Source organism: Thermopirellula anaerolimosa, assembly GCF_054657335.1.
This window is the reverse complement of the sequence record NZ_BAAHYX010000005.1, coordinates 1-18,853: the sequence shown is the minus strand read 5'-3', so window position 1 is coordinate 18,853 and position 18,853 is coordinate 1. Positions and strand designations below refer to the sequence as shown.

Here is an 18,853-nt window from a genome sequence, read left to right as displayed (position 1 = left end):
TTTCCGTATGCTATTAGGGTTACCCGAATAGATATTCGGTATCCATCGTGAAGTTGGTCTCTGGCTGGTCCCGCCACGGAACTCCAATATGGTCGGCAAGCGTCCGCGATCCCCGTCGTCGCCCGCCCTCACGGCGGCACAGCGGCGGGTACTGAAAGCGATATCCGAGTTCATCGCCCGGCGGCAGTTCCCGCCCACCGTGCAGGAGCTGGCCGAGCTTCTCGGAGTCCGGCCTGCCACGGTCCACGAGCATCTCGGCCACCTGGCGCGAAAGGGCTACGTCAGACATGAGCCGCGCAAAGCGCGGGGATTGGCCGTGGTCCGGGAGCCGGAGGACGAACTGGAAGAGCTTGTACCGCTTCCGCTGGTGGGCATGGTGGCTGCTGGCCGGCCGGTGCTGGCCGAAGAAAACATCCTGGGCGAGGTCCTGGTCGAGTCCAGCCTCGCGCGGCGGGGGCGTTGCTTCGCGTTGCGGGTATCGGGGGACAGCATGGTGAACGCGGGCATCCGGGATGGCGACATCGCCGTCGTCCGGCTGCAACCCGTGGCCGAGAGCGGCGACATCGTCGTGGCGCTCGTCGGAGGCGAGGCCACGGTCAAACGGCTCCATATCCGGGGCGATCGAATCGAGCTGCGGCCGGAGAATCGGAGGTACCGGCCCATCACCCTCGGCCCGGAAATGGAGTGCCGGATAATAGGCAAGGTGTTAGCGGTCAGAGCATGTCCAGGAGGGTAGAAAGTGTCCCGGCAGTTTTCCATTCCCACCGTCCTGCGGATGGTCCCGAATCGCCTGCTGAAGGATTTCTTCCAGCGGCTCGGGCATGGCGATCTTGGCATCCCCTGGGACCAGCTCGGGGAACGGGAGATCGAGCCCGTGATCAAGGCGCTCAGCGGGATGCCCCGCGCCGAGCAGGATCGGATCGAAGGCGAGATGCGCAGCGTATTCGACCTGGCCTGCGAGACCGGTTTGGGCGCTATCTTCGAGGGGGCGGTGCGTTGCGGCGAGTGCAAGCTCTCTGCGGCGATGCCGGAGGAACTCGGCCCATACGGCAAATCCATGTGGGCCTGGCTCAACCGCCCGGAGGCCTTCGAAAAGGCGATGCTGATCCATCAGGTCGAGCATTTGAGCTGGTGGCGCAAGCGGAATGATCTGCCCAAGCGCGAGCCGGACATGGGTGCCGCGGCCAGGGCGCGGCTGGAGGAAGAGATCGCCTCCATGCTCACCTGGGAGCAGGGCCGCGGCAAGGTTTGTACCGTGGAGACGCTGGAGCGCGGCGGGACGGTCTATTTCTTCGCCCACCCGGACGACTTCGTCCAGAACGTCACGGCGCACGACGAGGACGGGAAGCTCGCCCCCGCACTTTCCGCGCTACGTTTCCGATCGTGTTCGCCTACACGCAAGGCGAAGGGGCGCTGGAGCTGTACGCCAAGTTGCCGGCCAAGCTGAAGCGGCGGTTGGAGGAGATCTTCGCGCGGACCGTGCTTGGCCGGGAGCTGGGGCCGTGGAATCCGGAGGCGGCCTACGAGCTGGATCATTTGAAGGACCCGTCCTTCAAGCTCCAGACGGACCCGGAGGACTGCCTTCGGGTGCATATCTCCAAGATGCGTCTGGTGCCGAAGAACACCGGCCGCCGCATCTTCGTGGAAATCGACGATGATGACCCCGAGGATACTATCCACAGGACGATCGAGGAGTGCCTGAACCAAGAGCGGCTGCCGCTGTCGGAGGTCTGGGTGAACCTGGTGACATTCTGTTTCGAGTTCCTCCCTATGGAGGGCAGGAGGCCGGGGCGACTGACTTTCGACGTGGGGTTTCCCAGCTCGTGCAGTTTGCGCAGCGCCAGGCCGGAGCGGGTCGAACTGGTCGAGAAGTACCTGGAGCGCTGGGAGATCGATCGTGCGGGACGTGCTACCGTCGATCTTGCGGCGGTTGGAGATTGAGCCGCCGGTGTTCCACTGCCGGGAAATCCGGGCATTCGGATCGTGCTTGGAACTGCTGGTCCGGCTTGGCGTGCTGCGCGAGATGGCTGCGGCCGGCAGTGCCTGCTGCCCGGACTGCCAGTTCGGCCCGCAGCGCCGCGTCGAGTACGTTGCCGACAGCAAGACGCACGCCAGGCACGGCTACATCCATTGCCCGCAGTGCGGCATCGTCGAGGTGGCGTGGGATAGCCTGAGGCGGTGGCGGGGCGACCCGGCCGGCTTTCTGGCCGCGGCCTTCAGCGGCGCCGGCGTCTCCGGGCCGGCAACCGAGCTCATACCGGGACGGCTATGGCGCGTCGGCAAGGTCACCTGGGCAGGGCGCCGGCGCGAAGTGTACTTCGCCCGATGTTATCGCCGCGACGGTGGCGACACGCTGGTGGCAGAAATGTCCCGGCGTCCGAAGGCGATCCTTTTTGTGCCCACGGAGGCGGCTGCCCAGCGATGGGCCGGGGCGGTGGAGAACCTGGTGATCGCGCTGGAGTCGTCGTTTTCACTGGACGGCGGCAGCATCCGCTTCGACGTGGAATACGTGGAAGGCCGTTTGGTCGATGCGGGCCTGACGTGCACTGCAAGACCCCAGCGCCCGAAGCGGAAACGCGCCGAGCGGGCGGCCAAGATCGAGGCACTGGAAAAGGAATTGATCGCCCACCTGCGTGCGGCCCGGGACCACGCCTATGCGACGAGGGACCGTGCCGGCACACCGGACCTGCTGCCGCGTCCAAGCCAGAAGCAGTTGGCCGAGCGTACCGGCCTGACCGAGGCTGACGTGAGCCGGTGCCTGAAGGACCCGGATGCCCGCGAACTGCGGTTGTATTGGCAGACGGCCCAGGACTTGGAGGCAATCATGAGGTGGAAGACCCCGGCGGGCAGCCGGGGGCGATCTTGACCGGTTGCAGTTGCACCGATTTCGTGCAACTGCAAGAGCGGTTTTCCGGCGTTATATCCTCCTGCGGCACCGCCAGTTGCGCGATGCCGCAGGATTTTTTTGCGCACTTGCTGCAAGCCCCGCGGGGGGTGACGCCGTGCATCGGGCACGGCGGGAAATCACCCACCTTGAGGAGTTTGCAGTATGACCAGCGCGAACAATCTGCACCCCCGTTCCGGCTTACCCGCCCAGCCAGGCACCGAGCCGATCCTCGACGGTTTCGCCGAACGGCTCATCCGCCGCAAAGCACGCCAACTGGCCCGGCTGCCCGGGTTCACCCGGAGCGACCGCGAGGACATCGAGCAAGAGCTTCGCCTGAAGCTGCTCAAGCACTTGGCCAGCTACGATCCCCAACAGGGGCACCGGCGGGCCTTCGTGACCGCCCTGGTCGAACGGCAAGCAGCGAATCTGCTGCGGGCCAAGTGGGCCGAAAAACGCGATCACCGCAGCGTCCGCTCGCTGAGCATGGTAGTCGCAGAGGACGAAGAGGAAGGCCCCGTCGAACTGGCCGAAACGATCAGCCAGCGGCACTTGGACGCACGCCTCGGGCGTGCCACGCGCGAGGAGCACGAGTTGGCCGAACTGGTGATGGATGTCCGCGATGTGATCGCCGGCTTGCCGCCCGAGCTGGGCGAACTGGCCCAGCGGCTGAAGACGGACAGCCTGTCCCAGATCGCCCGCGATCTGGGCGTGCCGCGCACCACGCTGGCCGATCGGGTGCGGAAGCTGCGGCGCTGCTTCGAGCAGGCCGGACTGCGAGACTATTTGTGAAATCTCTTCCGTCAATTCGCCTCGTGACCGGGTAGTTAACCAATAGGGGGCCGCGCGGTCCACGACGAGGCACGCCCAAGCGTCTTCGCCGGACCGAGATGGTTCGGCGAAGACGCCTTATGTCTCGGTGCGGTCGCCCGCTGACGCACCCCTGTATAGCCATGTGGAGATACCCCGATGACGGTCGCCCAGTCGTTTCTGATCCGCGAACCGGCCGAAGTGTACCAGGCCAAGGCCTCGGAGTACCTCACCAGCCACCAGCTTGCCGACTTCCGCCGCTGCCCGGTGCTGTACCGCAAGAAGAAGCTGGGCCTGATCGAGGACGAGGACCGGCCGGCATACCTGGTGGGCCGGGCGCTGCACACGCTGGTGCTGGAAGGCAGGGACGCCTTTGAGGAGCAGTACGCCGTCGGCGGGCCCGTCAATCCGAAGACCGGCGAACCCTACGGTTCCAATACCAAGGCGTTTGCCGAGTGGGCTGCCCAGCAGGGCAAACCTGTGCTCACCGTGCAGCAGCACGACCTAGTTGAGCGCATGGCCGAAGGGGTTCGTGGGCACCAATTGGCCTGCGACCTGCTTTCGGAAGGCGTTCCTGAGGGCGTCGTGCGTGCCGAGTACTGCCAGATGCCGTGCCAGATCCGCATGGACTGGTTCGACCCGCTTCGGGGGATCGTGGACCTGAAGACCTGCGACGACCTGGACTGGTTCGAGGCCGACGCCCGGCGCTACGGATACGTCCACCAGGTGGGGTTCTACCAGGCCGTGCTCTCGCAAACGATCGCCTTGCCTATGCCGGTCTACTTCATCGCTGTGGAGAAGAAGGAGCCGTACCGCTCGGGCGTCTGGCGGGTCCACGAGGATGCCCTGGCACAGTCCCGGCGCGAGAACGAGGCCGCCATCGAACGCCTGCGCCGGTGCATGGCAACCGACACCTGGCCCAGCGGCTACGAAGAGTGCCGCGCGTTCGATTACGTCTAGAACCGGTCGCCTGTCGGGTCTCTTCAAGCCGGGTAGGCATGTCATGGATGAGGATCGCTGCCCCGCCCGAAGGCGACCGGCCTTTTGAACTCTCCGCTTCCGACTGCTTGGGAGGACTGCGTAATGCCCCTACCTGATACCATACTGACCCAATCGCATCTCCGCGCCCCGAAGGGGTGCGGCTGATAGATCGTGGCAAGTTTAGGCGGCTTGTTGGAGATGGGCGGACCACAGGGCGTCGAAGCGGCCGTCGTAAAGGGCGGCGCGGAGGCGGAGGATGGCCTCCGCCCGACGACGACGCCAGTTGCGCATCCCGGCCTGTTTACAGCGTGCCCCCACCAGGCACTTGCAGGCCGACTCGACCGGGCCGCTGCCAATCGGCAACCCCGCCGCACGGTAGCGGGGATAATCCATCCGCTCCGCATTGTTCTTCAGATACACTCCCAGCTTCCGCAACGCCTCCCGCTTGCTCGGCGCACGCAACTGTTTCTGCAAGGCGGCGATCGCCACGCGCGCCTGCCGGTGACCGCCTTCCCACAATTCTAAGAGCCGCTCCTTCGCCCAAACCTTCGCTTCCTCCGTCCCCACACCGAATACGTCATGGGCCGCTTGGTGGACGTTCTCGCTCAAATGATACCAATCCAAGACGGGCACAGCCTCGGGAAAGTGGAAGGCCGCCAATTCCCACAGCCAGTGCGCGCCGTCGCCCAAGAACACACGTTGCGACGCTTGGCCGTAGCCGGTGCGATAGGCCTCCAGAAACAACTGCCGGCCAAACTCCTCCAACGACAAAAACCGGGCGAACGTCTTCTGCGCCAGGGTGTTCTTTTCCCCGTCCAGGGCCCGCACCCGACCGACACGAATCTCTCGCCACTCGCCTTCCGCGTGAATCATGGCCCCATCCGCATACACCGCCACCACGGGAGCATGGCACGTGGACTGCGGCATCCTCTGGGCTTGCTCCGCGGGCGACAACCCAAAGAACGTCTGGCGTTGAGCGTCCTCCTGGGCCAAGAGCATCTCACCCGCCGTGTGCGCGATCTGCTGGATCGTTTGCTTGCTCAGTTCCACGCGGTGGTCCGCACGCAAGACCGTCTGCACTTGTTCCGCCGGTATCCATGCCATGAGCCGGGCCACCACTTTCGCCAACGGCCAACTGACGCCGTGGCCGGCAAACCGCAACCGCGCATCGTGCGGATACCATTCCTCTTCACAACGATCACAACGCCGCCGGGGACGCCGGCATTTCACGTCGCCGAAAGTCGTCGCCACCGTGCAAGGCGGGCAGCCGCGATGCCGCATGGACTCCCCACAACACGGACACTTCGGCAACGCATCCGACGTGTTCGCCGAATCCGCCCACGCCTGCAAGGCTTGATTGCCCAGGCCGTGGAGACCCTCGCTCAAGACCTGCTCCGCTTTCTCGAAGTCGTCCACATTGACCGGCATCGCGTCCAACACGCTGTCAAACTTCTCGTGCAGTTGACGACGCTGCTCTGCGCTGAGTACACTCCTCATCACGATTCCTTTCAGGGTGTTAGGGGAACTTCCAACAACGCAAACCTCTAACACCCTGTTTTACTTATTCCCCCCAATCGCGCAACAGCATTTCAGCCGCACCCCCCCCGAAAGGGATCATTTACGGACCACCGGGATCAGGCAAGACGACGATGGGGGCCTCGGCCGACCGGCCGCTCATCGTCGATTGCGAAAACGGCGCGGCCCATGTCCAGTGCCACCGCACGCCGTATCTGGCCAGTTGGCCGGAGATCGAGCCCTGGCTCGACGGCCTGGCCTCAGGCGGCCACGACTACCAGACGGTCGTGATCGACTCGATCGACTGGCTCTTGCGCAGGATCGAGGAGCACGTGGCCGGCGTGGACGGCACGCCCACCGGCATGAAACAGACCCTCAACCGCTCGCACGGCGGCTACGGCAACGGCCGACAGGTGCTCAAGAACTACGTCTACCAGTACCTCTTGCCGGTCTTGGATCGGCTGGTCAACGCGGGCGTAGCCGTGCTGCTATTGGCCCATGCCGCCCGCCGCTCGATCACCACGATCGACGGGATCGAACTGGAGAAGTCCGCCCCGGAGATTCACCCCGACTTGGCCAACACGATGATCGAGTGGTCCGACTTCGTCGGAGCGATTCGTCTTGTCGGCCAGGAACGGGAACTCGTCCTCTGCGAGACGCCGCAACTGGTGGCCAAGAACCGCTATGGGCTGTCGGAGAGCCTGCCTTTGTCCTGGCCGGCCTTCGTCGCGGCCGTGAGCAACCGCAACCTCAAGCCCCAAGGAGCCTGAACATCATGGCGAACCTCGGCAATTTCGATGCGTCTCAGGTGGAGCCTACCACCGCATTCGATCCCATCCCCGCTGGGAAATACCTGGCGATGATCACCGCCTCGGAGATGAAGCCGAACAAGGCCGGCACGGGCAGCTACCTCGAGCTGGTCTTCACGATCCTCGAGGGCGAGTACAAGGGCCGGCAGCTTTGGGGGCGGCTCAACCTGGATAACCCCAACGAGCTGGCGGTGAAGATCGCGCGGGCCGAGCTGTCGGCCATCTGCCGGGCCGTCGGGGTGCTCACCCCGCGCGACAGCGTGGAGCTGCACAACCTGCCGCTGGTGGTCAAGGTCGCCTGCAAGAAGCGCAAGGATACCGACGAGATTGCCAACGTCATCCGAGGCTACGAGAAGCGGGACGCCGCGACCGGTCGACCGCAGCAGGCCCAATCGAGCACGCCGCCGTGGCGGAGGCCGTGATGGCTTGCAGTGTAGCGAGACAGGGCTGGGGTCAGACGGGGCATGGTCCGGCCTGGCGTGGCGTGGTCAGGCGTGGTGCGGCTGGGCAAGGCAAGGCGTGGCATGGCTTTTCATTCACAAGGGGAACGTATGCACAACGGAAACGGCAAACCCAAATCTATCGGGCCCGAGGCGACCAACGGCGCCTGCGGCACCATCGCGCTTTCGTTGCCTTATCGCGTCAAGGTTACGGTCCGCGGCGAGGCCGACGTGCTATTCCACCGTTGGAACTGCGAAGCGGTCGAGGCCAAGGCGAAGGCGGCCAAGGGTTCGGCAGCCAAGAAGGCCGACGATCTGGAATCCTACGTCTACCGCAATGATGCCGGGGAACTGTGCCTCCCCGGGGAGTACCTGCGGCAGGCGATCATTGCTGCCGCCAAGTACCGGCAGGACCCCCGCTCGCCACGCAAAAGCGCGATGGACTTGGTGAAGGCGGCCATCGTCAGCCTGACGCCGTTGGCCAGTCTGGGAGTGAAGGCGTGGGACTACGAGCATCGCTGCCGCGTGCAGGTGCAGCGCAACGGAGTCACCCGCGTGCGGCCAGCCCTCGGCGCCGGCTGGTCGGCGTCCTTCGTGCTTCTGGTGAATCTGCCGGAATACGTCTCGCTGGAGATGCTGCATGGCCTGCTGACGGATGCCGGGCGGTTGATCGGCGTGGGCGACTTCCGGCCCACCTACGGCCGGTTCCAAGTAATGCGATTCGATCTGTTGGACGCGCAATGACAGGGCATGGCCGGGCATGGCGGGCCTTGGCACGGCTTGGACAGGCGAGGTTTGGCACGGTTCGGCGTGGCGTGGCAGAAACGAGGAGGTCATAGGCGTGCGTGCGAGCCGGCGCGGTGGAGCGGCGACGACAGGTCAGCGCCCCGGTGGAGCCGAAAAGGAAAGGCGAAGGCGAAACGATCGTCCCCGCGACTTGCAGGACACGCACCGGCGACTGTCGGTCCCCTGCGAGACGCACGCCTGCACCTCCGCACGAAGAAAGGAAGAGCATGCTTACGGTGGAGCTGTCCTACCCGCCGTCTGTCAATCATTACTGGCGACGAGTTGGGCCGCGGACCCTGATCAGCCGCCAAGGACGGGCGTATCGCCGCGACGTGGCGACCGCCGTGCGGCTGATCGACCATGCGGCAGACCGACTGCCCTTGACCGGTCCGCTCCGTGTGGAAGTCTCGCTGTATCCGCCCGATCGCCGGCGACGCGACTTGGACAACGCCCTGAAGGCGCTGCTCGATGCGCTTCAGCATGCAGGCGTGTACCCGGACGACAGCTTGATTGAACAGCTCTCGGTCGAGAAGCGAGACGTTGTGAAAGGGGGCAAAGCCGTCGTGACGATCCGGCGGCGGTGCGTGCTGTGCGACGGGCTGGAGGTGCCGACGTGATGCAGCTCCGTCCCTACCAGCAGGCTGCGGTCGAGGCCGTCTACGAGCACCTCCGCACGCGCGACGACAATCCGGCGGTCGTGCTTCCCACAGCGGCCGGCAAGTCCCTCGTCATCGCCCAGTTGGTCCAAGACGCCGTGCTCAGGTGGAACGGCCGGGTGCTGGTGCTGGCCCACGTCAAGGAACTCTTGGAGCAGAACGCGGACAAGATTCGCCGGCTGTGCCCGGAGGTCGCAATCGGCATCTACTCGGCGGGGCTGAATCGCCGCGAAGGCGACAAACCTGTCGTGGTCGCTGGCATCCAATCGGTCTACAAGCGGGCCTGCGAGCTGGATGCCTTCGACCTGGTGATCGTCGACGAGGTCCACATGGTGCCCCCCGACGGCGAAGGGATGTATCGCACCTTTCTGGCCGAGGCGAAGGTCGTCAATCCGCACACGCGAGTCATCGGCCTGACGGCTACGCCGTTTCGCCTGTCCAGCGGACCGATCTGCACACCGGACGGCATCCTCAACCACATCTGCTACGAGGTGGGCGTGCGGGAACTCATGCGCGACGGCTACCTCTGCCCCCTGGTCACGAAGGCTGGCATCCACAAGGCCGAGTTTGAGCGACTGCACATCCGCGGCGGCGAATTCGTGGCGGACGAGGTCGAGGCCATGATGGACACCGATCGCTTGGTGATCGCGGCGTGCAGCGAGATCGTCACGCACACGCACGATCGCCGGAGTGTGTTGGTGTTTGCCGCCGGTGTGCGGCACGGGCGCCACGTGGCCCGCGTGCTGGCCGAGATGTCGGGGCAAGAGGTGGGCTTTCTGGACGGCCAGACGCCGGCCGCCGAGCGCGCCGAACTGATCGCCCGCTTCCGCCGCGAACCGCTTTCGGGCGACTTGTTCGGCAAGAGCGTGCCCCTGAAATACCTGGTCAACGTCAACGTCCTGACCACGGGCTTCGACGCCCCGAACATCGACTGCGTGGCCATCCTGCGTCCCACGATGTCGCCGGGACTCTGGTATCAGGCGGTCGGGAGGGGCTTCCGGATACATCCCGGCAAGCAGAACTGCCTTGTCCTGGACTTCGGCGGTAACGCCCTGCGCCACGGGCCGGTGGATCAACTGAAGACGCCCGAAGCGCCCGGGCGCGGCAGCGGCGAGGCGCCGGCCAAGGAATGTCCCGAATGCCATGCGGTGATCGCTGCCGGCTACGCCCGCTGCCCCGAGTGCGGCCACCAGTTCCCGCCGCCGGAAAGGCAGCGCCATGACGCCCGAGCCGCCACCACAGGCGTGCTCTCAGGCCAGGTCACCGACACCGAGTACGAGGTCCTGGACATCCGCTACAGCGTCCACACCAAGCGAGACGCCCCGCCGGATGCCCCGCGGTCCATGCGTGTGGAATACCGCATCGGCCAGTTCACCTGGGTCTCCGAGTGGGTCTGCTTCGAGCATGGCGGCTACGCCCGCTGGAAGGCCGAACAGTGGTGGCGGCGCCGTTCGCCCGACCCGGTGCCGGAGACGGCCGAGCGGGCCGTCGAGGTCGCCGAGGCGGGCGGGGTGGCGTGGACCGAAAAGATCGTGGTGCGCACGGTGGCCGGCGAGAAATACGACCGCATCGTGGGCTACACCCTGGGGCCGAAGCCGGACCCCGTGCCAGTTGGCCCCTCGGAATACGACCTGGACGACGTTCCGTTCTGAACGGAGGCAACGCTGTGAATGCCGTCTTGGAATGCTTGCCCCTGGACTTGGTGGACGACCACCCGGATAACCCGCGGCTGGCGTTCCGCGAGGACGTGATCGACGCCATCGCCGCGAACCTCGATGGCCAGTACCCGCAGAAGCACGCCATCCACGTGCGGCCGGTGGACGGGCGGTTTCAGTTGATGGCCGGCCACCACCGCGTCCGGGCCGCACGCAAGGCCGGTTTGCAGAGGATTTGGGCCTGGGTGGAACCGCTCGATGACCAGGCGGCGATGATGGAACTCGTGCTCTCGAACCAGCAGGGGGAACTGTCGCCCCTGGAAATCGGCTTGCATTGTCTGAAGGCGGTGCCATTAGGCAAAGGCGGTCGTGGCGTTGCCGGCGGACTGCGTGAATACGCTCGCCGAATTGGCAAGACGCATCCATACATTTTCCAAATGCGCAACGCTGCCGAGGTGTTGTCTGAATGCCGGAAAATGGTAAGTCAACTTACCGTTTTCTCGGACAAAGCCCAACACCTGGCGGCCGTCCACAAGCTGCCCCAAGACAGGTGGCCCGAGTTCGTCGAGTGGATCGCCCAAGCCAACCCCACGGTGGCCGAGGTGGAAGAGCGGGTGGCCCGGGCCCTCGGCCCCACAACACACCCCCAGCCCCTCGGAGATCACGATCCGGAGGAGCCAGGCGAGCCGCGAAGCACCATTTGGGACCCCGCATTCGGCCCACCAGACGAAGCCGAGTCGGACGAAGGGGATGAACCCCAGCGCGGGCTGCCCCACGTCGCCTTCAACACGGGCGACAGCGAGTGGTACACGCCGCAGGAGTTCATCGAGCGGGCGGTGGCCGTCATGGGCGGCATCGACCTGGACCCGGCTTCTACAGCCGTGGCCAACCAGGTCGTCCAGGCCGCGGAATACTTCACCGCCCAAGAGAACGGACTGGCGCGGCCTTGGCGGGGGCGGGTGTTTCTCAACCCGCCCTACGCCCAGCCCCTGGTGCAGCAGTTCGCCGACAAGCTCGTCCAACACGTCCAAGAGGGCGACGTGACGGAAGCGGTGGTGCTGGTCAACAACGCCACCGAGACCCGCTGGTTCCAGACGCTCTTGACGGCCGCCCGGGCAGTCTGCTTCCCGGCGGGGCGGGTGCAGTTCTGGCGGCCCGATAGGGGCTCGGCCAGCCCGCTGCAAGGGCAGGCGGTGATCTACTGCGGCCCCCAGGTGGATCGGTTCCAAGAAACCTTCGCGGACTTGGGGAGGGTGTGCCATGTCGCCCAATGATCCACCCCATGTGATGCACTGGGATTGCCGGAAGCATGGATGCTTCAACCAGAAAAAGCGGCTCAAGTTCCGGTTTCTTTCCGACTGTCTGCCCGACCGCATCGCCTTCACAGACATCGACGCCATCACGGAGATCAACGGCAATCTGCTCGTGTTGGAATGGAAGGCTCACACGGGGCTCACCCGAGGCCAACGGATTTTGTTCGAGCGACTGACGCTGACGTGTCCGGCCACGGTGCTGGTGGTCGAGGGCGATGCCGAGCAGATGTCCGTTATCAGCGTCCGCATGGTGTGGTGCGGCAAGATCGGCCCCCCGGAACCCGCGGACCTGGAACGCCTGCGGCAAGAGATCCGAGCCTGGGCCCAGTGGGCTGCGGCCAATCGGGCTTTCCAAAGGAAGTACAAGCATGAGCGAGACCGTTGACGCGATTGACGAACCGGTCATGCTGCCCCAGAAGGGGCTGGCACGCTTCGCCACCGGCGCGGTGCGCGGCACGGACGCCGACGGCGAGCGTTGGGATTTGATCACGCCCATCGGGCTGCGGCGCCTGGCCGAGACCTGCGCCGAAGGCGCGGCGAAGTACGGCGAGCACAACTGGCAGAAGGGCATCCCGGCCAGCGTAATGCTCAATCACGCCATCCGGCACATCTACCTCTACCTGGCAGGCGACAGGGGCGAAGACCACCTGGCCCACGCCGCCTGGAACATCCTGGGCGTGTGCCACTTCGAAGAGGCGCTGCCCGAGATGATCGACATTCCCACCAGGGCAGACGGCAGGAAGTCGTAGATGCTACAGTTGCTCGAAAACCTGTTCGGCGAAGCGCTCTCGCCCGCGCGACGGGTCGTGGTGTTCACCACGCCGTCGCGGCAGACGCGGCTGTTCGCCGACTACCAGCAGTTGGCCGGCTATGCCAACAAGCAGAGCCGCTCGCAAAACGTCTACTTCGGGCTGGGACTGGTGGCGGGAACGCCGCGTGGCCGTGGCAAACAGGCCGACATCGCCGCCATCGGCGGACTGTGGGCCGACATCGATGTTTCCAGCCAGGCCCATCCCAAGCCGAACTTGCCACAGAGCATCGATGAGGCTCACGACCTGCTGGCCCACATGCCGCTTGCACCCTCGGCCGTGGTCTACAGCGGCCACGGCCTGCACGCCTACTGGTTTTTCCATGAGCCGTGGCTCTTCGCCGACGACGCGGACCGCCAGAAGGCAGCCGCGCTAGCCAAAGGATGGCACGCCCTGCTGTGCCGCAAAGCCGCTGCGCGGGGCTGGGCGCTGGAAAACCTCGGCGACCTGACCCGCGTGCTGCGCCTGCCGGACACGCTCAACCACAACAGCCAAGGTCCGCCCGTTGAAGTCCGCCTGTTGCAATTGGATGAACTCCGCCGCTATGCATCTGACGACTTCGAGCCGTACCTGCCCGCCGAGTCCGAACCACAGGTTGTGTGTGGCACGCTGGTCTTGCGTCCCGACGCCCAGCCCCCGGCTCAAAAACTCTTGGACTTGGCCGGCAAAAGCCCCTTGTTCTGGCAAACGTGGAACCGGCAGCGGACCGACCTGGCCGACCCGTCCGCCAGCGGCTACGACCTGAGCCTTGCCACCATCGCCGCACTCAACGAGTGGACCGACCAAGAGATCGCCGACCTCATGATCGCCTTCCGGCGGCACCACAACGACAACCCAGAAAAGGCCCTGCGGCAGGACTACCTGCAGCGAACCATCGCCAAAGCCCGGCAGGCGAAACCGAACGGCGAGGTGGTGGACATCTCATCCCTCATCGGCCCGAGTGAGCCGCAACCACCGGCCGAGCCGACCCCACCCGACCCCGGGCCCATGCCGGACGACCTTCTGGACGTGCCCGGCTTCATCCGGCAGGTGACCGACTACACGCTGGCCGTCTCGCCCTATCCCCAGCCAGCATTGGCCTTCGCCGCAGCCCTCGTCCTCCAAGCCTTCCTGGCCGGACGGAAGGTCCGCGATGCGGCCGACAACCGCACCAATCTCTACGTCCTCGCGCTGGCCAATAGCGGCGCGGGCAAGAATGAGCCCCGCAAGGTCAACCAGCGCATCTGCGTCGAGGCAGGCCTCCAGGACTGCCTGGGCGACGCCTTCGCCTCCGGGGAAGGCATCGAGGACCGCTTGTTCCTCACGCCCTCGGTCCTGTTCCAGACCGACGAGATCGACGGCCTGATGAACGCCATCAACCGGGCCTCCGACGCCCGCCACGAGGGCATCATGAACGTGCTGCTGAAGATGTACACCTCCAGCAGCACCATCTATCCCCTGCGGGTCAAGGCCGGCGGCCGCTCGCCCGGGGTGGTCGACCAGCCCTCGCTGTGCATGCTCGGCACGGCCGTGCCCAAGTACTACTACGAGGCCTTGAGCGTGCGCATGCTCAACAACGGCTTCTTCGCGCGGTTGATCGTGCTGGAGGCGGGCAAGCGCGGCCGGGGCCAGACGCCGCTGTCGCGGCCGATCCCAGAGGCTATCCTGTGCACCGCACGCTGGTGGACCGACTTCCGCCCCGGCGAAGGCAACCTTCAGAACTGGCACCCCATCCCGGTCTGCGTGGAGGCGACGCCGGAAGCTGAAGCGGCGTTGGAGGAGTTCCGCGCGCTGGCCGACGACCGCTATGCCGAAGCCGAAGACCGGGACGACCCGGCGGGCATGGCCATCTGGGCTCGGGCTTACGAGAAGGCCCGCAAGCTCGCGCTGGTCTACGCCGCAAGCGAGAACCATCTTCAGATGCGGATCGACGAGCCGGCCGTGCAGTGGGCGTGGCGATTCGTGGACTACCAGACTCGGCGGATGCTCTTCATGGCCGGCCAGCACGTGGCGGAGGGCCAGTTTGACGCCAAGTGCAAGCGGATGATCGAGGTGTTGGGCAATTGGCGCAAGCGTCGCGGTGATGCCTGGATGCCCCATTGGTATCTGTCGCGACGGCTTGAGTTGGAGCGACCGAGACATCGAAGAGGTGCGCAACGCACTGGTGAGCCAGCGACGCATCGCGCTACGACGATCGGCTCGACGCCCGTGACCGGGGCCGTTGATCGTGCCGAATCGCGTACAGGCTCCGATCGGTAGTGATCAGTTACCGCAGTTACCGCCTCGAAAGGCGGGAATTAGCGATCGGTTTCGGGATAATTACCGACGAAATCGGCTCACAGTTGCCGCCTGAGTCCGAGGCGGGAATTAGGAGAAGTCGTAAGATGATAAGATAATAAATAACTTACTATCTTCTTCTCTCTCAATTACCGCATATTCCGCCCATCCCGCCCACGCGCACGCATTACGTGCGCACGCGTGTACGCGCGCGAGGGCGCGGTCGGTGGTGGGCTACGGGTACTTCCCGGCTCAAAACCCCACTAACGGGGCGTGCGGGAACGGGGCCGGGCATAGCGAGAGTTGCTTTTCGTGGTCAGGAGTTTGAGGAGCAAGGAAGCACGCATGAAGATCGAGCTTTGGGAACTGGGCCGTGTGCGGCCCTACGACAAGAACCCCCGGCAGAACGACCAGGCCGTGGATGCCGTGGCCCGGTCTATCCGGGAGTATGGATTCCGCCAACCCGTTGTGGTGGACGCCGACGGGGTGATCATCTGCGGCCACACCCGCTACAAGGCAGCCCAGAAGCTGGGCCTGGAGAAGGTGCCCGTCCACGTGGCCAAGGACCTCACGCCCGAGCAGGTCAAGGCCTACCGCATCGCCGACAACAAGACGGCCGAGCTGGCCGACTGGAACTACGAGCTGCTGCCGATCGAGTTGGGCGAACTCCAGGGGATGAACTACGACCTGGGCCTCTTGGGCTTCTCGGAAGAGGAGCTGGCCAAGCTGCTCGATCCCGGCGTGAAAGAGGGCCTGTGCGCCCCGGACGAGGTGCCCGAGCCGCCCGACGAGCCGATCACGCGGCCCGGCGACCTGTGGCTGTTGGGCGAGCACCGGCTGCTGTGCGGCGACGCGGGCAAGGCGGAGGACGTGGACCGGCTCCTGGATGGCAACCCGGTGCACCTTGTGAACACCGACCCGCCGTACAACGTGCGGGTCGAGCCCCGAAGCAACAATGCCATCGCCGCGGGCTTGAGTTCGTATCCGAGCGCGGAAGAACTCCAGGGCGGGCGCCGGCGGCAGCGGGTGCTTCATCACCAGGCGATGGACGTGGCCCGGCATCCCGAGAAGGCGCAGGCCACGCACCGCAAGCTGCGGGCCAAGGACCGGCCGCTGGAGAACGACTTCGTCTCGGACGAGGAGTTCAGCCGGCTCCTGCACGCCTGGTTCGGCCAGATGGCTCGCGTGCTCTTGCCCGGCCATGCCTTCTACGTCTGGGGCGGCTACGCGAACCTTGGTAACTATCCCCCAGTGCTCCGGGAGCACAAGCTCTACTTCTCCCAAGGCATCGTCTGGGACAAAGAGCATCCCGTTTTGACCCGAAAAGACTTTCTTGGGTGCTTCGAGCTCGCGTTCTACGGCTGGAAGGAGGGGGCTGGCCACCGCTTCTTCGGCCCGAACAACGTGCCCGACCTGTGGCACGTCAAGAAGGTCAGCCCGCAGAAGATGCTCCACTTATGCCTTCACCCCGAGAGCCTGGTCCTGACGGAGGCTGGCTATCGCCCGATTCGGTCCCTTCAAACGGGCGACCGCGTTTTTTCAGGCGACGGCACCTTCCACGATGTCGTCCATGTGTCGTCGCATCCCTATACGTCCGAGTACCTGTATCGGATCACGGCCAAGGGGGGAAACATCACCACGGAGGCCTCGGACAACCACCCGTTTCTCATCTGGCGTCCCGCACGCTGCGGCCGGAGCATCGTGGGCGGCGAGGTGGGTTGGGTGCGCGCCGATGAAGTGCAGGCCGGCGATTACACGATGACCCCCGTCCTCGCCGGCGATGGTCCCGATCCCTTTCCTGAGCTGGACGAAGACTTCTGGTTCTTGTTCGGCTTGTACCTGGCCCAGGGGCATCTACAGGCGGCCGGCCACGGGGATCACCGCTACCCGGTCTTCTCGATCCACAAGAGGCGGCAGGATTTGGCTGCGCGAATCTGCAAGCAATGGCCCCGCGCCAGCGAGTACGACCCGAACGATTACGCGCAGCGGCCCTCCAGCGGGCTGGTGGTGATGGCCTTCGACGCCGATGCCGGAGAGCGGTTCGAGGCCCTGGGGGGCCGTCACGCTCATGCCAAGCGGATGGCGCCGGAAGTCTTTTCCCTGCCGCGCGCGAAGCGCAGCGCCATCCTGCACGGTTGGCTCAACGGCGACGGCTGCAAGGTCCACGATCGCCCGTATTGGCAGGGGAACACGGTGTCGGCGGATCTGGCCGCGCAGTTGGCCTTGCTGGCCGAGTCGGTGGGCTACCGAGCGAACGTCTACGCATACGATCCCCCTCCCGACCTCGGCGGAGTCGGCGACCGACGCTTTCAGAGCCGGCGGCGGGTCTACTACCTCTACTTTTACGAACAGACCCAATTGGCCAAGCGTGGTTGTCCCACCTGGGTGGAGCACGGCGGCCAGGAGTACTCGCTGCGGCGCGTTAAGAGCGTAGAACGGGTGCCCTACGGAGGGCAGGTATGGAATCTCAGTATCGAGGGGCACCCGTCGTTTCAGACGGCTGTCGGGCTATCGCACAACACCGAAAAGCCCGTGGAGCTGGCCGTGCGGGCGATCCAGTACTCGTCGCTTGCCGGCGAGAACGTGTTGGATCTGTTCGGCGGCAGCGGCTCGACGCTCATCGCGGCCGAGCAGACCGGGCGGCGTGCGTTCCTGATGGAACTGGACCCGCTGTACTGCGACACCATCGTCCAGCGCTTCGAAAACTTCACGGGCAAGAAGGCGGAGCGAAAAAGATTGGAGGCAGCGGTATGACCCATCCAGACTCTGTCGCTGCGCGTTTCTGGAGAAAAGTCGATCGTTCCGCACTGGAAGGTTGTTGGAATTGGACGGCATCCACAGGGACGGGCGGCTACGGTCAGATCAACATCAACGGAAAACCAAGACCTGCATCCCGCGTGGCGTTTGAATTGGTCTACGGCGAGATTCCCGAGGGTCTGTTTGTCTGTCACTGGTGCGACAACCGATTGTGCGTGAATCCAGACCATCTGTTCTTGGGGACTCCGGCAGACAACATACACGACATGGATGCGAAGGGGCGGCGCGTCAACACACCCCACCTTGGCTCGCGTCACGGTTGTGCCAAGCTCGACGAGCAGAAGGTGGCCGAGATCAAACGAAGGATTCAGGCGGGGGAACCGCAAAAGGCGTTGGCCGCGTTACCCCCGGGGCAATCAATCACATTGCGAAGAGACGGCAATGGAGACACGTTGCGTGAAAAGAAGCCACCTTACGTACCTCGCCAGTCCGTATTCGCATCCCGACGCGGCGGTGCGCCAAGAGCGTTTCGAGGCCGCTTGCCGTGCGGCCGCGGAACTCATCCGGCGGGGCCACGTGGTGTTCTCGCCCATCGCCCACAGCCACTGCATTGCCCAGCACGGCCTGCCCGTGGACTGGGGCTTTTGGCAGCGGCAGGACATCGAGCTTCTGGCCGCCTGCGACGAACTGTGGGTGCTCAAGCTCGACGGCTGGCAACACAGCCGCGGGGTGCAAGCCGAGATTGCCATCGTCCGGGCGCTGGGCAAGCCGGTCCGCTTTGTGAGCGAGGCGGAGTTGACCGAAGAGAAGGCCGCCGGGATGGCGGCGTGTTGAGGAGGGGATGCACGATGCGTCTACGCGAGAATCGAGAGGTCCTGATGCTTGAGCGAGCCGCCCTCCAGCCGCAGCACGCGAGCAGACTCGTCGGGGATCGAGAACGCCTTGCCCGGCAGCCCCGCGGGCAGGCTGGCGAAGTAGAACCCGCCGGGCGTCTGGCAGAAGCACAGCGGGTTCCCGCAGCGGACGACCAGAAACCGCAGGGGCTTGTTCCACAGGCCGAGCAGGGCCAGGGGGCCTTCGGTTCGGGCCACGGCCCAGGCGGCCCGCTCAAGAAGCGTCCCGGCTCGGCGCATCATGAGCAGGCCCAGCACCTCGCTATCGCAGTCGGTCTTGGGCCGCAGT

The 18,853-nt window shown here is 65.2% G+C and carries 19 protein-coding genes and 1 pseudogene; 18 read left to right on the top strand and 2 right to left on the bottom strand.

The window, feature by feature from the left end:
* Positions 1 to 88: 88 nt before the first annotated feature.
* The 6 genes from lexA to ACYQ6J_RS06135 all read left to right on the top strand — a co-directional run bounded on the left by lexA (position 89) and on the right by ACYQ6J_RS06135 (position 4,654).
* The gene (gene lexA / locus ACYQ6J_RS06160) at positions 89 to 736 is read left to right on the top strand and encodes a transcriptional repressor LexA (RefSeq protein ID WP_460183320.1); all 648 of its coding nucleotides are present in this window, start codon (positions 89 to 91) and stop codon (positions 734 to 736) included.
* Positions 737 to 739: 3 nt separating this feature from the next.
* Positions 740 to 1,447, top strand: a complete 708-nt coding sequence (locus tag ACYQ6J_RS06155; RefSeq protein ID WP_460183319.1) for a hypothetical protein — start codon at positions 740 to 742, stop codon at positions 1,445 to 1,447.
* Positions 1,384 to 1,941, top strand: a complete 558-nt coding sequence (locus ACYQ6J_RS06150; RefSeq protein ID WP_460182218.1) for a hypothetical protein — start codon at positions 1,384 to 1,386, stop codon at positions 1,939 to 1,941. The genes ACYQ6J_RS06155 and ACYQ6J_RS06150 overlap by 64 nt, the downstream gene beginning before the upstream one ends.
* On the top strand, positions 1,898 to 2,866 hold the full coding sequence (locus tag ACYQ6J_RS06145) for a hypothetical protein (protein ID WP_460183318.1): 969 nt from the start codon (positions 1,898 to 1,900) through the stop codon (positions 2,864 to 2,866). The genes ACYQ6J_RS06150 and ACYQ6J_RS06145 overlap by 44 nt, the downstream gene beginning before the upstream one ends.
* Before the next feature lie 183 nt (positions 2,867 to 3,049).
* The gene (locus tag ACYQ6J_RS06140) at positions 3,050 to 3,676 is read left to right on the top strand and encodes a sigma-70 family RNA polymerase sigma factor (protein ID WP_460183317.1); all 627 of its coding nucleotides are present in this window, start codon (positions 3,050 to 3,052) and stop codon (positions 3,674 to 3,676) included.
* Positions 3,677 to 3,853: 177 nt separating this feature from the next.
* Positions 3,854 to 4,654, top strand: coding sequence for a PD-(D/E)XK nuclease-like domain-containing protein (locus ACYQ6J_RS06135; protein WP_460183316.1), 801 nt, complete (start codon positions 3,854 to 3,856; stop codon positions 4,652 to 4,654).
* Positions 4,655 to 4,855: 201 nt separating this feature from the next.
* Here the strand turns inward: ACYQ6J_RS06135 and ACYQ6J_RS06130 are convergent, their stop codons facing one another.
* Entirely contained in the window at positions 4,856 to 6,172 is a 1,317-nt protein-coding gene (locus ACYQ6J_RS06130; RefSeq protein ID WP_460183315.1) for an ISKra4 family transposase, read from the bottom strand.
* An 89-nt stretch (positions 6,173 to 6,261) separates the two neighbouring features.
* On the opposite strand from ACYQ6J_RS06130, the gene ACYQ6J_RS06125 reads away from it, so the two are divergent.
* From ACYQ6J_RS06125 to ACYQ6J_RS06070, 12 genes and pseudogenes are all read left to right on the top strand, one after another.
* On the top strand, positions 6,262 to 6,960 hold the full coding sequence (locus tag ACYQ6J_RS06125) for an ATP-binding protein (RefSeq protein ID WP_460183329.1): 699 nt from the start codon (positions 6,262 to 6,264) through the stop codon (positions 6,958 to 6,960).
* Positions 6,961 to 6,965: 5 nt separating this feature from the next.
* Complete coding sequence (locus tag ACYQ6J_RS06120) at positions 6,966 to 7,421, top strand: DUF669 domain-containing protein (protein ID WP_460183274.1); 456 nt, start codon at positions 6,966 to 6,968, stop codon at positions 7,419 to 7,421.
* A 102-nt stretch (positions 7,422 to 7,523) separates the two neighbouring features.
* Positions 7,524 to 8,183, top strand: a complete 660-nt coding sequence (locus ACYQ6J_RS06115; protein ID WP_460182187.1) for a hypothetical protein — start codon at positions 7,524 to 7,526, stop codon at positions 8,181 to 8,183.
* A gap of 269 nt (positions 8,184 to 8,452) precedes the next feature.
* Positions 8,453 to 8,842, top strand: coding sequence for a RusA family crossover junction endodeoxyribonuclease (locus ACYQ6J_RS06110; RefSeq protein ID WP_460182184.1), 390 nt, complete (start codon positions 8,453 to 8,455; stop codon positions 8,840 to 8,842).
* Positions 8,842 to 10,533 (top strand): DEAD/DEAH box helicase, encoded by a 1,692-nt coding sequence (locus ACYQ6J_RS06105; protein ID WP_460182186.1) that lies wholly within the window; start codon positions 8,842 to 8,844, stop codon positions 10,531 to 10,533. The genes ACYQ6J_RS06110 and ACYQ6J_RS06105 overlap by 1 nt, the downstream gene beginning before the upstream one ends.
* Before the next feature lie 14 nt (positions 10,534 to 10,547).
* The gene (locus tag ACYQ6J_RS06100) at positions 10,548 to 11,810 is read left to right on the top strand and encodes a DNA N-6-adenine-methyltransferase (protein ID WP_460182183.1); all 1,263 of its coding nucleotides are present in this window, start codon (positions 10,548 to 10,550) and stop codon (positions 11,808 to 11,810) included.
* Positions 11,797 to 12,234, top strand: a complete 438-nt coding sequence (locus tag ACYQ6J_RS06095; protein ID WP_460182182.1) for a hypothetical protein — start codon at positions 11,797 to 11,799, stop codon at positions 12,232 to 12,234. The genes ACYQ6J_RS06100 and ACYQ6J_RS06095 overlap by 14 nt, the downstream gene beginning before the upstream one ends.
* Entirely contained in the window at positions 12,218 to 12,598 is a 381-nt protein-coding gene (locus tag ACYQ6J_RS06090) for a dATP/dGTP diphosphohydrolase domain-containing protein (protein WP_460182181.1), read from the top strand. Before ACYQ6J_RS06095 ends, ACYQ6J_RS06090 begins: the two co-directional genes overlap by 17 nt.
* Positions 12,599 to 14,896, top strand: coding sequence for a DUF3987 domain-containing protein (locus ACYQ6J_RS06085; RefSeq protein WP_460183314.1), 2,298 nt, complete (start codon positions 12,599 to 12,601; stop codon positions 14,894 to 14,896).
* Positions 14,897 to 15,259: 363 nt separating this feature from the next.
* Positions 15,260 to 17,668: a DNA methyltransferase gene (locus ACYQ6J_RS06080; protein WP_460183313.1), complete on the top strand. Its 2,409-nt coding sequence runs from the start codon at positions 15,260 to 15,262 to the stop codon at positions 17,666 to 17,668.
* Positions 17,665 to 17,916: pseudogene (locus tag ACYQ6J_RS06075) on the top strand (HNH endonuclease signature motif containing protein); the annotation flags it as partial. The gene ACYQ6J_RS06080 and the pseudogene ACYQ6J_RS06075, both read left to right, overlap by 4 nt.
* A 211-nt stretch (positions 17,917 to 18,127) precedes the next feature.
* A complete protein-coding gene (locus ACYQ6J_RS06070; RefSeq protein WP_460182177.1) occupies positions 18,128 to 18,505 on the top strand; it encodes a DUF1937 family protein in 378 nt (125 codons plus the stop codon).
* Positions 18,506 to 18,525: 20 nt separating this feature from the next.
* Here ACYQ6J_RS06070 and ACYQ6J_RS06065 read toward each other — a convergent pair.
* The coding region (locus ACYQ6J_RS06065; protein WP_460183312.1) for a class II glutamine amidotransferase domain-containing protein at positions 18,526 to 18,853 on the bottom strand (328 nt) is incomplete at its 5' end.

What these genes read in the sequence shown, in the direction of transcription:
- lexA (WP_460183320.1), top strand. Translation starts at nt 89, where the DNA reads ATGGTCGGCAAGCGTCCGCGATCCCCGTCGTCGCCCGCCCTCACGGCG.
- ACYQ6J_RS06140 (WP_460183317.1), top strand. Translation starts at nt 3,050, where the DNA reads ATGACCAGCGCGAACAATCTGCACCCCCGTTCCGGCTTACCCGCCCAG.
- ACYQ6J_RS06135 (WP_460183316.1), top strand. Translation starts at nt 3,854, where the DNA reads ATGACGGTCGCCCAGTCGTTTCTGATCCGCGAACCGGCCGAAGTGTAC.
- ACYQ6J_RS06130 (WP_460183315.1), bottom strand. Translation starts at nt 6,172, where the DNA reads ATGAGGAGTGTACTCAGCGCAGAGCAGCGTCGTCAACTGCACGAGAAG.
- ACYQ6J_RS06120 (WP_460183274.1), top strand. Translation starts at nt 6,966, where the DNA reads ATGGCGAACCTCGGCAATTTCGATGCGTCTCAGGTGGAGCCTACCACC.
- ACYQ6J_RS06115 (WP_460182187.1), top strand. Translation starts at nt 7,524, where the DNA reads ATGGCTTTTCATTCACAAGGGGAACGTATGCACAACGGAAACGGCAAA.
- ACYQ6J_RS06110 (WP_460182184.1), top strand. Translation starts at nt 8,453, where the DNA reads ATGCTTACGGTGGAGCTGTCCTACCCGCCGTCTGTCAATCATTACTGG.
- ACYQ6J_RS06105 (WP_460182186.1), top strand. Translation starts at nt 8,842, where the DNA reads ATGCAGCTCCGTCCCTACCAGCAGGCTGCGGTCGAGGCCGTCTACGAG.
- ACYQ6J_RS06095 (WP_460182182.1), top strand. Translation starts at nt 11,797, where the DNA reads ATGTCGCCCAATGATCCACCCCATGTGATGCACTGGGATTGCCGGAAG.
- ACYQ6J_RS06090 (WP_460182181.1), top strand. Translation starts at nt 12,218, where the DNA reads ATGAGCGAGACCGTTGACGCGATTGACGAACCGGTCATGCTGCCCCAG.
- ACYQ6J_RS06085 (WP_460183314.1), top strand. Translation starts at nt 12,599, where the DNA reads ATGCTACAGTTGCTCGAAAACCTGTTCGGCGAAGCGCTCTCGCCCGCG.
- ACYQ6J_RS06080 (WP_460183313.1), top strand. Translation starts at nt 15,260, where the DNA reads ATGAAGATCGAGCTTTGGGAACTGGGCCGTGTGCGGCCCTACGACAAG.